Below are 13,407 nucleotides of genomic sequence, written 5' to 3'. Positions count from 1 at the left end.
CCCCGTGGGTGCCCCGACCCGCTCGGCCTGCCGCCGCCTCCGCGACCCGCATCCGTACCTCGGGATGTGGGTGACCGCTGACGGATACATCCGCCAGGAACTGCTGCCGAACGGCCGCTACGACGAGGCCCGCGGCGACCGCCGGAGCGCCGTCACCGGAAACCACCTCGACTACGTCGACGACACCGGCTTCACCGCCACCGGCGACATCCGCGACGGCGTTCTCTACCACGAACACCTGGTGCTCTACCGCGAAGGCGATGGGCACGCCAGGCCGACCTCCTCGGCTTCGTCGGCCACGCCGAGGAGCCACTTCGACGTTTGGCGTTGTGCCGGACGTCGGCGGTGCCGGTGTTGGAGCGGCTGCTGCGGGAGCACGAGGCGGCGCTGGAGGGACGTTCGAAGAGGCGGACAAATGCAAGCTCGACAAGTGAGGTCGCCCTGTCACGATCGACGGCATCTTCGGTGAGAACACCTACCTCGCGGTCGTCGCACCTCCTCGCCGTTCGTCGGTCAGCCCGCCGCCTGGCGTCGGTTTGAGGACGTCAGGTGCCGACCCCCTGCGGGTAGCTGAAGAAGTTGGTCGGATCGTACTTCCGATTCACCCGGACCAGCCGGTCGTAGTTCGCACCGTAGTAGGCCCGCCGCCAGTCCTTCAGGGTCGGATCCGGGAAATTCTGATACGAGTGCGGGGGCGGTGTGTCACCGAAAATGCCGCAGTAGAACTCACGGAGCCAGTGAAGGTTCGCGTCGGCGACGCTGGGCGGATCATAATCCGCCCAGGAGGTCTCGGCGGCGAGGATGAACACGGCGTTTCGGTGCACGAACGCCGTGGCGTCCGGCGGCACTTGATTGATCTCGCCGCCGAGGGCGAACATGGCGAACCCGGCTCCGTCCTCGTTATCACTGCCAGGCCAGTCCAGCAGCTGATCGGCGGCGGCACCGATCTGGTCATCGGTCAGGAGCGTCCGGGAGGTCAGAACCGCCGACTTGGCGGCGAACTGTTGCACCGGAGTGGTGGCACTGAGCAGCACGCTCGCCACACCCGGAGCGACCTCGCGGACGGACGCGTTGTTGCGAGCGCGCTCCTCAGCCGTGCCGATGGCGAGCAGCGGGGCCAGGGTGTCGCGCAACTCCTCGAGGGAGCCGTAGTACTGACCGATGGCATTGACGTTGGCGTTGGCACGAATCTGGTCCCTGGTGAGCCCGTGGGTCCCGATGCCGACGCGGAGATGGAACCGCTTGTCGTCCAGGGTGTTCACGGCGATCTGTTGCGCGGTGGCGATCACCTGCACCACCGAGTCCAAACTCCAGCGCAACTGGTAGACGCCCACGTCGCCCTGGAACCGCTCGTACTGGAACGTAAAGGAGGTGTTGACACCGAAGTTGTTTCCCGCCCCGCCGCGGCAACCCCAGAACAGGTCGGGGTGCGCGTCCTGACTGGCCTCCACCACGCTGCCGTCGGCGAGTACCACGGTCGTCGACACAAGCCGGTCGCAGGTCAGGCCGAACATCTTGTCACTGAAGCCGATTCCGCCACCGAGCACCAGCCCGGCCACCCCGACCGTAGGGCAGCGGCCGGTCGGCACGAACATGCCGCGGTCCTCCAGCAGCGGGTGCAGGTCGCCGTTGGTGACCCCGGCTCCCACGGTGACGGTACCCGCGTCGTGAACGACCCTCATCCGCCCGTAGGTCCGGGTCCGGGAGACGGCACCCGGCCGCGGGGTGGAGACGATGCTTTTCATGCGGGCCATGTTGAGCAGCAGACCAGTGGTGGCGGAGTACCCGGCGTAGTTGTGGCCCAGCCCGGAACGAGGCACGGCGGGCAGCCCCACCGCGCGGGCCCAGCGGACCGCCGCCCGGACATCCCGGGTGGTGGCGCACGCCACGATTCCAGCAGGGCGGACCCCGGCGTACCGATGGTTGAACGGAAGTGCCAGCGGCGGGTAGCCGGAATCTCCCGGCCGGTAGAGAGTGGAACGCGACGACAGCGCCTCAGCCAGCAACTCCCAGTCCCGTTGGCTGACCCGCTCCGTCTCTTCGGTGGATGGCGCGGCAGCTGCGGGCAGCGACTGCGAACCCACCATCTCCGTTCCCCAGACACCCACAGTGCCTGCCCGCAGCACGCTCCGTCTGTTGATCAAGGTAGCTGCCCTCACAAGAGACGCGTCGGAGAAGCGATCGCTTCCCACGCCAAGTCAACCGACTCTGCTGGTCAGCACAGCCGCGAAACGAGTTCGTCCCACAAGCCCGCAACTCAAAAGGATGCCGACTTACCGCTGAATGCCCCAGCCCGGTACGACGATACGTGTCGGCCGCCCCATCGGACGCCGGCCCTGGTGCTGCGCCGCGGAAACTCCACGCCACTGCCTGTTCGCCCGCATCGTGGTCGCATGCACCCTCCAGCATCCGGCGCAGCGCGGCGGCGGCCGCGTCTCGGGTGGGGAAGCCGCCCCGGCGGAATCAGCGCGGTAAGCACCCGCTCCCAGGTACCGTCGACGGCCCGGGGCCGTGAATCGGCCCCGAGCCGTGGGACAGGGGCAGGCCGGTGGCGTGGTTGGCGTCGTGGGTGAGGACGCATGCGAGTGTCGGCCTCGGTTCGTTCCAGGTACCGGTGGGGCCAGTCGACCACGACCTCGTCCGCCTCCGGGAACCGGGCCGCGGTGGCGAAGTCGACGGCGCCGAAGATCAGCATGCGGGGCCGGGACGCGTGGACATGGACGAGGACGGACAGCTTTTCGGGGCAGGTGTCCGCGTCGCCGCCGACCTCGACGCGGGCGGTACGTCCCGCCCGCAGGAGGGCACCGGCCTGTGCCGTCACCGCACGGTCCACCTCCCCGGCACCGAGGACACACAGGGTGCGGCCGAGGAATTCATCGGGGCCGTCGACGACCTGTGCCACAGCTGTGGGTCGACCCGGAGGACCTCCTCGAAGGCGGCGGTCAGGTGGGGCTGCGCCATGGGGTCGATGCACTGGACCAGGACGTCGAGTTCACCACCGCAGGTCAGCCCGACGGCCAAGGCGTCGTCGTCCGAGTGGCGCCCTCGACACAGCCGCCGGAGATGCTGCCGACCGCGTTGCCGTCCATGTCCACCGCTACCGACGTACCGGCCGGGAGGGGTGCGCTGCCGTGGACATCGACGATGGTGGCAAGTGCGAAGGGGCGTGCCTGCCGGACATGCGTGGAGTGTCCCGGGCGGCTGGGCCGCTCCTTGGTCGCCCGGGACACTGCGGCTCACATCAAGGCCTCTGCGGTGATGGGCAGTTCGCGGACGCGGCGGCCGGTGGCGTTGAAGACCGCGTTGGCGATGGCGGGTGCCACGCCGACGTGGACGACCTCGCCCAGTCCCTTGACGCCGAGCGGGTCGGCTTTCCGGTCCTCGCCGTCCAGGTAGATCGCCCTGACGTCGGGGACGTCGGCGTTGACGGGGACGAGGTAGTCGGCGAGGTTGGCGTTCACGATCCGGCCGTCGCGGTGGTCGGTGACGGTGTGTTCCAGCAGGGCCGTGCCGATGCCGCCCACGATGCCGCCGATCGCCTGGCTCTCGGCGAGCTTGGGGCTGATGATGCGGCCCGCGTCGTACACTCCGAGCATGCGCCGCACCCTCACCAGGCCGAGTTTCGCGTCGACGGCGACCTCCGCGAACGTGGCGTTGTAGGCGTAGAAGGAGTGCCTCTCCGGTTTCGACGCTCCCGCGTAGGAGCCGCCCGCTTCGACGTGGGTGCGGTCGTTGCGGGTCAGCAGGCTCCGGTACGTCTCACCACGCCCTGGGTTGCCCTTCACGTGCAGTCGGCCGCCGCGGACCACCACGTCGTCGGCGTCCGCTCCGTACAGCGGTGACTCGCGGTCCTCGACGGCGAGTTCGATCGCCTGGCGGCGCACCTTGTCGCAGCCGTCGAGGACGGCGGAGCCGACGCTCGCCATGGTCTGCGAGCCGCCGTGCGGCGGGGTCGGCGGGTACAGGGAGTCGCCGAGCCGCAAGGTGACCGTGCGCATGGTCAGCCCGAGGGCGTCGGCGGCGACCTGGGTCTGGGAGGTGTAGGTGCCCGGCCCCATGTCGCTGGCCGCGGTCTCGACCAGGGCGGTGCCGTCGGCGTCGAGGCGGACCCGGGCTTGGGCTTGGTTGCGCTGTGTCTCGTACACGCCGACCGCGACACCCAGGCCGATCAGCCAGTCCCCCTCGCGTCGCGAGCGCGGCCGGGACGAGCGCCGGTGCCAGCCGAACTCGCGGGCACCGACGGTGTAGCACTCACGGAGTCGGCGGGTCGAGAACGGCCGCCCGTTGGACTCGTCCTCGTTCGGTTCGTTGCGCCGGCGCAGCTCCAGGGGATCGATGCCGAGCTTGTGGGCGAGTTCGTCCATGGCCGACTCGATCACGAAGGACGCCGTGGCGAAGCCCGGGCCGCGCATCCACAACGGGGTGTTCACGTCCAGGGGCACCGTACGGTACTCCTGGCTCACGTTCGGCATGCTGTACAGCATCTGCCCTGCGGGCATCACGGTCTCGGTGAACGTCTCATAGGACGAGGTTTCGGCGTCCATCTCGTGGGCCATCGCCGTCAGCCGGCCGCGGCGGTCGCTGCCCAGCCGCAGCCGGTACTCGTACGAGGGCCGGAAGCCGGTGCCGAAGTACTGCTGCTTGCGACTCAGCACCAGCTTGACCGGGCGGCCCGTCTCCCGCGCGGCCAGCGCGGCGACCACCGTGTGCGGCCAGCAGCGCAGCCCGCTGCCGAAGGCGCCGCCGACGAACGGTGAGATGATCCGCACCGACTCCTCGGGCAGGTCGAAGACCGTGACGAGTTCGTCCCGCGTGCCCACCACCCACTGCGTCTTGTCCCACACGGTCAGCTTGTCGCCGTCCCAGCGGGCGATGGTGGCATGCGGCTCCATCGGGTTCTGATGATTGCGCGCCAGTTGGTAGGTCAGGTCCAGCCGCACGGCGGAGGAACGCAAGCCGGCGTCCGCGTCACCGCGCGCGTAGGTCGTCGGCTTGTCCCGCTCGGCCTCGTGCAGGTCGGTCGAGGGCCGCTCGGTGTCGTATGCGACCTTGACCAGGCTCGCGCCGTGCTGAGCGGCCTCCAAGGTGGTGGCCACCACGACGGCGACCGGCTGACCGTGGAAGAGCACCCGGTCGTCCTGGAAGACCCGCAGCCTGCGCCCGGGCGGGTTGTTGGACCCGGGGTTGTCGCGGTACGGCAACTTCGGCGCGTTGCGGTGACTGATCACCCGCAGCACGTCCCGTTGGGCTTCGGCGTCACGCGTGTCGATCGAGGTGATGCGGCCACGGCCGACACCGCTGTCGACGATGACCGCGTGCACGACGCCCTCGACGTCGTGCTCGGCGGCGTACGGGGCCTGGCCGGTGACCTTCAGCCGCCCGTCCACCCGGGACAGCGGCGCGCCGACGGCGGCCTGGGGCTGGGGACTCACTTCGTACCTCCCACGACGCGCAGCTGACGCTCGACGGTCCGCTTGAGCAACTCGGTCTTGAACCGGTTGTGCTTCAGGGGGCGTGCCCCGTCCGCCGCCTTCTCCGCGGCGGCTGTCCACAGGGCTGCCGAGGGGCGTTCGCCGACCAGGTGCCGCTCCACGGCGGGCAGCTTCCAGGGCACGGTGCCCACCCCGCCGGAGGCGACCTTCGCCTCGCGGATCACCCCGCCGCGTATGTGCAGCGCTACGGCCGCCGAGGTCAGGGCGAACTCGTAGGACTGCCGGTCACGCACCTTCAGGTAGCCCGACTTCAGCGGACGCGGAAGAGCCGGGACCTCCACCGCGGTGACCAACTCACCCTTACGGAGGGCTTGTTCGCGGTGGGGGGTATTGCCGGGCCGTAGCAGGAAGTCGGCGAAAGGGACTCGGCGCTCTCCGTCCGGGCCCAGCAGGTGCACGGTCGCCTCCAGGGCGGCGAACGCCACCGCGACGTCGGAGGGGTGTGTGGCCACGCAGGCGTCGGACGTGCCGAGGATCGCGTGGGTGCGGTTGTGGCCCTCCAGCGCGGCACAGCCCGAGCCCGGCTCGCGCTTGTTGCAGTCGGCGGTCACGTCACGGAAGTAGGTGCACCGCGTGCGCTGCATGATGTTGCCGCCGATGGTCGCCATGTTGCGCAGCTGCGCCGACGCGCTCAGCTCCAGCGACTCGGAGATCACGGGATACAGGGTGCGCACCTTGGGGTGGGCGGCGGCCTCGGCCATCCGCACCAGAGCGCCGATACGCAGTCCACCACCCTCGGTGGCCCTGACCTCGCGCAGTGGCAGGCCGCTGATGTCGACCAGGCTCTCGGGGCGCTCCACGGTCTCGCGCATCAGGTCGACCAGGGTGGTGCCCCCGGCGATGTAACGGCCACCGCGGCGACCGGCGTCGAGGGCCTCATCTGTATCGGAAACGCGGGTGTAGGAGAAGGGAAACATGATCGCCGCACCTCTACTTCCGGTCGGCGGTCTGTTCGACCGCGCGCACGATCTTCACGTAACAGCCGCAGCGGCAGATGTTGCCGCTCATCCACTCCCGGATCTCCTCCGGGGAGCCGGTGTGGCCCTCCTTGATGCAGCCGACGCCGGACATGATCTGTCCGGGGGTGCAGTAGCCACACTGGAAGGCATCCTCATCGATGAACGCCTGTTGCAGCGGGTGCAGTTCGTCGCCGTCGGCCAGGCCCTCGATCGTGATGACCTCGGCACCCTCCAGGCGCACCGCGAGGGTCAGGCAGGCGTTGTGCCGCTGCCCGTCGACCAGCACCGTGCACGCGCCGCACGCCCCGGCGTCGCAGCCCTTTTTGGAGCCGGTGAGGCCGAAGTGCTCTCGCAGCAGGTCCAGCAGCGAGGTGCGGTTGTCCACCGTCACCGTCCGACGGGTGCCGTTCACCGTCAGGGATACACGGCTGGCAGGCGGCGCGGCTGCCGCTTCCTCCGAGCCGACGAGGAAGGACCCTCCGATCACGCCACCCGCGACCGCGGCACCACCGACCGCGGTGGTGGTGGCGATGAAGGTCCGCCGCGTGGGCGCCGAGGAGGGCTCGCCCGGTTCGGCGGGGGGTGGAACAGCAGACACAGATTCAGTCGACATACGTATGCCTTCGCGTCAGTAGACGGATCAGCCGCAACCACGGCAGGGCAGATGGAGGGGTCGTCGTTTGCAGAGGGTGATGCGGATGGAGCCGCACCCTCTCTTCGTCGTGCCAGGGGTCAGCTGGCGACCAGGACCTTGAGGCTCTTGCGGTCGGCCATGTTCTGGTAGCCCGCCGGGACGCCGTCGAGGTCGGTGGTGACGTCGAAGACGAGCGAGCCGGCCAGGGCGCCGAGGCCGAAGCCGGCCAGGACCAGCGGCACCCCGAGGCCAGATGCGATCCCCGACCGGCCGGTCAGCAGCGGCGCAATGTAGGAGTAGGTGGCCAGGACGCCGCCGGTCGTGGTGGTGCAGGCGGCCAGCACCAGCCACAGGCGGCCGGAGGCCAGAGCGGTCAGCTCCGAGCGGATCGACACTGCCTGCTGGTCGCCGCCGTCGTGGGGAACAGTGCGTGCGATGAGCGCGATGGCTGCCGCGGCCAGGGCCGCGAGGGCCCAGAAGGGGCCGCGCCAGCCCATGAGCTGCCCCGCGAACGCGCCCAGCGGCACGCCGACGACGCTGGCGAGCATGGCTCCGGCGCCGACCAGTCCCAGGGCGCGGGAACTGGCGGTAGGGCCTGCGGCGCGTGCGGCGGCCACATTGGCCACCGCCCAGAACGCTCCGGTGGCGATCGCGGTCAGGAACCGTGCCGCCAAGAGCAGGGTGAAGTTCGAGCCGAGGGCGACGATGACGTGCCCGGCGGCGAAGACGCCCAGGGCGAGCATCAGCGTCAGCCGCTTGGGCAACCGCAGAGTCAGCATCGCCATCAGCGGTGCTCCGACGATCATGCCGATGGCGAAGACGGTGATCATCAGGCCGGTCCGGGCGACGCTGACCTGTAGGTCGCCCGCGATCTGAGGCAGCAGGCCCGCCACCACGAACTCGGTCGTGCCCATCAGGAACGTACCCAGTGCCAGGTGTAGACGACGAGCGGCAGCCGGGTGGCGGACCTGCCGGGGCTGGTCGGCCCGTACGCCATCGGAGGCGTGGAGGGTTCCTCCTCGCGTACTCAAGGTTCATCTCCGTGCGGTCGTGATCGAGGTAGGTGTTCCAGGAGACCGGCGACTGCGCACGTGGAGAAGGTCGCGTTTATAGGGGGGACAAGCTCAACCTCCCTCCGCGCCCCTCTCTGGCTACCGTGGAACGCATGAACGACCGACACGATTACCGCGCGGAGATCCGGGACTTTCTCGCCAGCCGCCGCGCCAAGATCACCCCCGAGGAGGCCGGGCTGCCCACCAGCGGGCGGCGCCGGGTCCCGGGCCTGCGTCGTGAGGAGGTCGCCGTGCTCGCCGGCGTGAGCACCGAGTGGTACACCCGGCTGGAGAAGGGCCACATCAGCGGCGTGTCCAAAGACGTCCTCGCCGCCGTCGCCCAAGCTGTGCAGCTGGACGAGGACGAACGCACCTACCTGTTCGACCTGGCCCGCGCCGCCCGGCCCACCCGCAGCACGCCGTCGCGCCGCAGGGACGTCGAGGCCCCGCCCCGCATCCAGTGGCTGCTCGACTCCATCACGATGTCCGCCGCCTTCGTACGCAACGGCCGCCTGGCGCCGGCTCACAGGACTTCTTCGTCGACTGGGACGCCGGCGCCGCCGTCACCGTCGCGCTGCTGCGTGAGTTCGCCGGGGAGCCGGTCTCAGAACATGGTGTTGTCGTTCTTGGAGGTGGGCGGGATGATCTGGAGGACATCCCAATGTTCGACGATCTTGCCGTCGGCATCGAAGCGGAAGATGTCGATGCCCGCGTACTCCTCGTCGGGCCAGATCTGGTGGCAGTGCAGGATGACGTGGTCGCCTTCGGCAAAGGCGCGCTTGAATTCAACGCGCTTGCCGGGATACTCGGCGGCCATGCGTTCGAAGTAGTCGATGAACGCCTGCTTGCCATCGGCGACGTGCGGGTTGTGTTGGATGTAGGTGTCACCGACGAACTGGTCGATGGCCTCGGCCGGGCGGCACTGGTTGAACATCAGGTGGTAGAACGCTTCGGCCGCGGCCTTGTTCTTTTCCGGGGCGCTCATGGTGTCACCGTAGGGTCGGGCGCCGGGTGCGGCGCGGTGAGTACGTCCAGCAGGTGGTCCGCGCCGACGGGGACCGGCAGGGCCCGGTCGGCGAGGTCGGCGGGGGTTTCGGGACGGTCGGGGTTGACGCGGACGAGGCGTGCGGCGGGGAAGTGGCGGGCGAGGTGTTCGCCAGGCCGTCGGATCACGCCGGGGGTGTTGAATCCGGCGCCGAACTCCAGGATCAGCAGGCGGGTGTCGGCGGGCGCCGTGCCCAGCCACTCCTGGAGGCGGTGCCCCGCGGGGAGGGTACGGGGTGTCGACGAACTGGGGGCCGACGCGGACGTTGATCTCGGCCTCGCCTCCGCAGTTCGGGCATCGGGGCGGGGCATCGGGGTCGGTGACGGCGCCGGTGGCCGGGTCGTAGGCGGCGAGGAGCTGTCCGACGAGAGGGCGGCTGTCCCACGTGGCGGGAGTGCAGGGGGTGCTGCACTGGTAACGGCCGTAGTCGCCCTGCGGGGTGAAGATCCGGTCGGGGGCGAAGCCACCCCGGGCGAAGAGACCGTCCACGTTGGACGTCATCACCCAGTGGTCCTTGCCGTCGACCAGTGCGCGCAGCCGCTGGTAAAGGGGGTTGGGGGCGGTGGAGAAGCGAACGTCGTCGATATGGACGGCCCAGTAGCCCCACAACAGGGCCGGTGGCAGGGGCACGCCGACCATGTAGCGCGAGCGCAGGCCGCGGCGGTGCAGGGCGGGGAAGAGCTGCTCAAAGCGGTCCTCGTCACCGTAGTCGTACCCGGCGGCGGCGCTCAGGCCGGCTCCGGCGGTGATCAGGACGCGGTCGGCCTCCGTGAGCCAGGTGCGTATCGTGCCGACGGCGTCTGCCAGGTCGAAGATGGGCTGGTTCATCGGGACGGGGTCCCTTCGGTCAGTGCGTGGGTGTAGGCGGCGTGGTCGTCGTCCGCGTACACGTTGAAGATCACGCGGTCGAGGCGTCCGGGGTGGGTCCCGAGCCAGTCGGCCACGGTGTCCAGGGCGGCGCGGGCGGCGGGCTTCCGGGGGTAGCCGAAGACGCCGGTGCTGATGCCGCAGAACGCGACGGTGCGCAGGCCGTCGACCTCGGCGGCGAGGTCGAGACACGCACGGTACGAGGCCGCCAGCGCCCGATCGTGCACCGGGCGCAGAGGGCCGTCGACGATGGGGCCGACGGTGTGCAGGACGTAGCGGGCGGGCAGGTGGTAACCGCGGGTGATCTTGGCGGTGCCGGTCGGTTCCGGGTGGCCCTGCCGGGTCATGATCGTGTGGCAGTCGGCGCGCAGGCGGGGGCCGGCCGCGGTGTGGATGGCGTTGTCGATACACGGGTGCATCGGGGCGAAGCAGCCGAGCAGGGCGCTGTTGGCGGCGTTCACGACGGCATCGGCGCCAAGGGTGGTGATGTCGCCCTGCCAGAGCACCGTACGGTCGGCGGCCCGGTACGTGGTGTGGGGAAGTGTGGTGCGGATGGTGGGCAGCGAGGCGGCGTCGGTGGTGCCGCGCCCCAGGCGTTCGCCGGACAGGAGCGCGTCCAGCACACGGGCGGCCCCGCTGGGCAGAGGGCCTGCCTCCCGGACGGTCAGCACAGCGCGCAGGAGTCGCCGGGCGGCGGCATCGTCGAGCCGGTCCGCCGCGCCGGGGCGCAGCCCGGCCCTCACTCCCACCGGGTCATCGCCCAGCAGGCCAAGCGCCTCGCGGACCAGGCCGGCGGACCGCTGATCCAGATCATGGCCGATGGCGGGCCGGAACGGCTCGTCCAGGGCGACGGCGGCACGGTAGGCGGCGATCGGCAGTGCGGTCGTGTACACGGTTGTCCTGTCAGAACAGGCCGTTGGAGTGCGGGAGTTCGGCGGGCACGGACACGACGACGTCCCAGTGCTCGACGATCTTGCCGTCCTGGACGCGGAAGAGGTCGTAGTACGCGGCGGGGACGCCGAACTCGCCCTCGGACTGGAGCAGGACGAAGTCACCGTCGGCGATGACCTTGTGGACGGTCTTGTAGACGAGGTTCTTGCCTTGCTCGGCCCACTTCGCGGCGGCGGCGCCGAAGCCGTCGAGGCCGTCGGCCGCTTCCGGGTTGTGCTGGTGGTAGGTCTCGGTCGAGATGTAGTCGGTCAGTACCGAGTAGTCGCCGCCCTTGAGGACCTTCTCGGCGAACTCCCCCACCAGGGCGCGGTTGGCCTCGGTCTTGTCCTGGTCGCCCGGCTCGGTGGGGCCGTCGGTCTGGGAGCGGCCGGAGGCGGTGTCCTCGACCAGGGGGGTCAGGGCGTCCCAGTGCTCGGCGAGCTTGCCGTCGGCGTCGACGCGGAAGATGTCGAAGGCGACCAGCGGGACGGGGCCGAAGCCGTGGTACGTGCCGTGCAGGACGACCAGGTCGCCGTCGGCGATCACACGGGCGCCCTCGTACCGGAAGCCCTCCGGCAGGCCGGCGACCAGCTGGCGCAGAGCCTCGGGGCCGTCGGCGGCCAGGGCGCTGTGCTGGCGGTAGTCGGCGGCGGCCCAGCGGTCCACCGCGCTCGGGTCCTTCTTTCCGAACAGCTCGCCGGCTGCGGTCAGGACGGTGTTCTTGGCGTTGCTCATGACGGTTCTCTCCTTGCAAGGTCAGGTCATGGTGGAGGCTTGGACGGTTGTGGTCGGGCGCAGGCGGCTCAGCGCGCGGAAGCAGGCGTGGGCGTGTCATCCGGCCGGCCGCTGAACGGGCCCGTGCGCGTTGTCCTCGGCGAGACGCTCCGCCGAAGGCGCCACACTCCTTCTCTCTTACTGCTTTCCGACATCGGCTCGGCTCCGGACGAGCTGACACCTTCACGCTATGGGCGATGAACAGGTCGCATCGGATACGCTGGCGACTCACCATGGTCAAAAAGCGACACGATGCCGATCGCGGCATCCCGGAGATCTCCTTCGCCGCGCCCGTCGGCACCCCCGCCGGCGTAGAAGTGCTGTCCCTCACAGACCTGCGCCACCGGGTCCCCGCAGAGCGGCTCGTGGTCCCCCAGCGCCCGGGCTTCCACCACCTGATCACCCTCACCGGCGGGACCCTGTGGCACACGGTCGACTTCACGGCCTACGTCCTCGACCCCGGCTCCTGGCTCTGGGTACGCCCCGGGCAGGTCCAGCAGTGGGGCGACCTCACCAACGCCGACGGCACCCTGATCCTCTTCGGCCAGCACTTCCTCGACCCGGCCACCACACACGGCGCTCACACAGAAGACCCGCACGCCCCGATCCTGCGCCGTCCCCTCCCCGACGACGAAGCGGCCCTGCGGCTGGCCGCCGACCACCTCACCACCGAGTTCCACGCCCTCGGACACCTGCCCCTTGAGATCCACACCGCGGCCCTCCGCCACCTGCTCGCGGTCCTCGTCCTGCGGCTGGCCCACCTCACCGCACCCGCCGGCAGCCCCGCCTCCGAACCCGACGCCACCTACCTGCGCTTCCGCGATGCCGTGGAACGGGACTTCGCGCGCACCCGCCGGGTGGAGGACTACGCCGAAACGCTCGGCTACTCGGTCCGTACCCTCTCCCGCGCCACGCTCGCCGCCGCCGGCCTCGGCGCCAAGGAGTTCATCGACCGCCGCGTCGTCCTGGAGGCCAAGCGCCTCCTGGCCCACAGCGACCAGGCCGCCGCGCGCATCGCCGACCGCCTCGGCTTCTCCAGCGCGACCCACTTCAGCAAGTACTTCCACCACCGCACCGGCCACACCCCGATCACCTTCCGCGACACGGTCCGCGGGGACTGGGCAGCCGTACGCCGCCAGCAGTCCTAGGGGGTGTCGCGACTCGCCGGCCGTGGAGGCCGGCAGGCCACGTGATCGGTCTCGCGCGCGTGCCCGTCCGGGTGGGCGATTGTCCAGCCGATCGTGGACCCGTGTCGCTGTCCGACGGGGGTTCCAGTGCGGCAACGCGGTCAGACAGGGGGCACCCGCGGTCAGGGTGACCGTCGCACACGAGGTGACCCTCGGGCCTCAGCCGGGGGCCGGTGACGGTGACGGTGACCCGAGGCGGCATGGCACCCGGCCCGCCGCGGGCTTCGCTGTGGCCGGGCTCAGCGCAGGTGTACTGGAACGGAGGCGGGCAGGTCGTCGACGCTGGAGCCCACGTGGAGGGTGAACTCCCCCGGTTCATAAGCCCACGCGCCCTCGTCCCAGTGGGCGAAGGCGCGGGCCGGGACAGTGACGTTCACGGTTTCCGTGGCGCCCGGGGCGAGGCGGACCACCGTGTGGCCGACCAGCCACCGCGCCGGGCGGTCGACCGCCGTGTGCGCGCGGGAGGC

11 protein-coding genes and 3 pseudogenes are annotated in these 13,407 nt (G+C 70.3%); 3 read left to right on the top strand and 11 right to left on the bottom strand.

The genetic code is table 11. The features are described 5' to 3' along the window. Positions 1-4 precede the first annotated feature (4 nt). A pseudogene (locus SSOG_RS49620) lies at positions 5-256 on the top strand (Atu4866 domain-containing protein); the annotation flags it as partial. 289 nt (positions 257-545) lie between these two features. Here SSOG_RS49620 and SSOG_RS37660 read toward each other — a convergent pair. From SSOG_RS37660 to SSOG_RS37635, 6 genes and pseudogenes are all read right to left on the bottom strand, one after another. Beyond that, positions 546-2,192, bottom strand: coding sequence for an FAD-binding oxidoreductase (locus tag SSOG_RS37660; RefSeq protein WP_009719548.1), 1,647 nt, complete (start codon positions 2,190-2,192; stop codon positions 546-548). A gap of 367 nt (positions 2,193-2,559) precedes the next feature. Next, positions 2,560-3,230: pseudogene (locus SSOG_RS49615) on the bottom strand (XdhC family protein); the annotation flags it as partial. 6 nt (positions 3,231-3,236) lie between these two features. Beyond that, the gene (locus tag SSOG_RS37650) at positions 3,237-5,432 is read right to left on the bottom strand and encodes a xanthine dehydrogenase family protein molybdopterin-binding subunit (protein ID WP_009719545.1); all 2,196 of its coding nucleotides are present in this window, start codon (positions 5,430-5,432) and stop codon (positions 3,237-3,239) included. Beyond that, positions 5,429-6,409, bottom strand: a complete 981-nt coding sequence (locus tag SSOG_RS37645) for an FAD binding domain-containing protein (protein WP_009719544.1) — start codon at positions 6,407-6,409, stop codon at positions 5,429-5,431. The genes SSOG_RS37650 and SSOG_RS37645 overlap by 4 nt, the downstream gene beginning before the upstream one ends. A gap of 13 nt (positions 6,410-6,422) precedes the next feature. Further along, on the bottom strand, positions 6,423-7,064 hold the full coding sequence (locus SSOG_RS37640; RefSeq protein ID WP_039939638.1) for a (2Fe-2S)-binding protein: 642 nt from the start codon (positions 7,062-7,064) through the stop codon (positions 6,423-6,425). 119 nt (positions 7,065-7,183) lie between these two features. After that, positions 7,184-7,999: an MFS transporter gene (locus SSOG_RS37635; RefSeq protein WP_009719542.1), complete on the bottom strand. Its 816-nt coding sequence runs from the start codon at positions 7,997-7,999 to the stop codon at positions 7,184-7,186. Positions 8,000-8,250: 251 nt separating this feature from the next. On the opposite strand from SSOG_RS37635, the pseudogene SSOG_RS58880 reads away from it, so the two are divergent. Further along, positions 8,251-8,451, top strand: a pseudogene (locus SSOG_RS58880) (transcriptional regulator); the annotation flags it as partial. Between the two features lie 290 nt (positions 8,452-8,741). On the opposite strand, the gene SSOG_RS37630 reads toward SSOG_RS58880, so the two are convergent. From SSOG_RS37630 to SSOG_RS37615, 4 genes are all read right to left on the bottom strand, one after another. Next, positions 8,742-9,122 carry a nuclear transport factor 2 family protein gene (locus tag SSOG_RS37630; protein WP_009719540.1) on the bottom strand — a complete coding sequence of 127 codons (381 nt, stop codon included), beginning with the start codon at positions 9,120-9,122 and terminating at the stop codon, positions 8,742-8,744. Next, a complete protein-coding gene (locus SSOG_RS56765; protein ID WP_245606463.1) occupies positions 9,119-9,493 on the bottom strand; it encodes a hypothetical protein in 375 nt (124 codons plus the stop codon). The genes SSOG_RS37630 and SSOG_RS56765 overlap by 4 nt, the downstream gene beginning before the upstream one ends. Before the next feature lie 513 nt (positions 9,494-10,006). Continuing rightward, positions 10,007-10,942 (bottom strand): protein-ADP-ribose hydrolase, encoded by a 936-nt coding sequence (locus SSOG_RS37620; RefSeq protein WP_009719538.1) that lies wholly within the window; start codon positions 10,940-10,942, stop codon positions 10,007-10,009. A gap of 10 nt (positions 10,943-10,952) precedes the next feature. Next, positions 10,953-11,714 carry a nuclear transport factor 2 family protein gene (locus SSOG_RS37615; RefSeq protein ID WP_009719537.1) on the bottom strand — a complete coding sequence of 254 codons (762 nt, stop codon included), beginning with the start codon at positions 11,712-11,714 and terminating at the stop codon, positions 10,953-10,955. Between the two features lie 272 nt (positions 11,715-11,986). On the opposite strand from SSOG_RS37615, the gene SSOG_RS37610 reads away from it, so the two are divergent. Next, a complete protein-coding gene (locus SSOG_RS37610; protein ID WP_009719536.1) occupies positions 11,987-12,901 on the top strand; it encodes a helix-turn-helix domain-containing protein in 915 nt (304 codons plus the stop codon). Between the two features lie 278 nt (positions 12,902-13,179). Here the strand turns inward: SSOG_RS37610 and SSOG_RS37605 are convergent. After that, a partial coding sequence (locus SSOG_RS37605) for a fibronectin type III-like domain-contianing protein (RefSeq protein WP_039939636.1) occupies positions 13,180-13,407 on the bottom strand: 228 nt, incomplete at its 5' end.

The organism is Streptomyces himastatinicus ATCC 53653 (assembly GCF_000158915.1).
Lineage (GTDB): Bacteria > Actinomycetota > Actinomycetes > Streptomycetales > Streptomycetaceae > Streptomyces > Streptomyces himastatinicus.
This window is presented reverse-complemented; position numbering and strand designations above follow the sequence as displayed.

Bases quoted from the DNA above. Each gene is read 5' to 3' on its own strand.
- SSOG_RS37630 (WP_009719540.1), bottom strand. From the start codon at position 9,122: ATGAGCGCCCCGGAAAAGAACAAGGCCGCGGCCGAAGCGTTCTACCAC.
- SSOG_RS56765 (WP_245606463.1), bottom strand. From the start codon at position 9,493: ATGCCCCGCCCCGATGCCCGAACTGCGGAGGCGAGGCCGAGATCAACG.
- SSOG_RS37640 (WP_039939638.1), bottom strand. From the start codon at position 7,064: ATGTCGACTGAATCTGTGTCTGCTGTTCCACCCCCCGCCGAACCGGGC.
- SSOG_RS37645 (WP_009719544.1), bottom strand. From the start codon at position 6,409: ATGTTTCCCTTCTCCTACACCCGCGTTTCCGATACAGATGAGGCCCTC.
- SSOG_RS37615 (WP_009719537.1), bottom strand. From the start codon at position 11,714: ATGAGCAACGCCAAGAACACCGTCCTGACCGCAGCCGGCGAGCTGTTC.
- SSOG_RS37635 (WP_009719542.1), bottom strand. From the start codon at position 7,999: ATGGGCACGACCGAGTTCGTGGTGGCGGGCCTGCTGCCTCAGATCGCG.
- SSOG_RS37610 (WP_009719536.1), top strand. From the start codon at position 11,987: ATGGTCAAAAAGCGACACGATGCCGATCGCGGCATCCCGGAGATCTCC.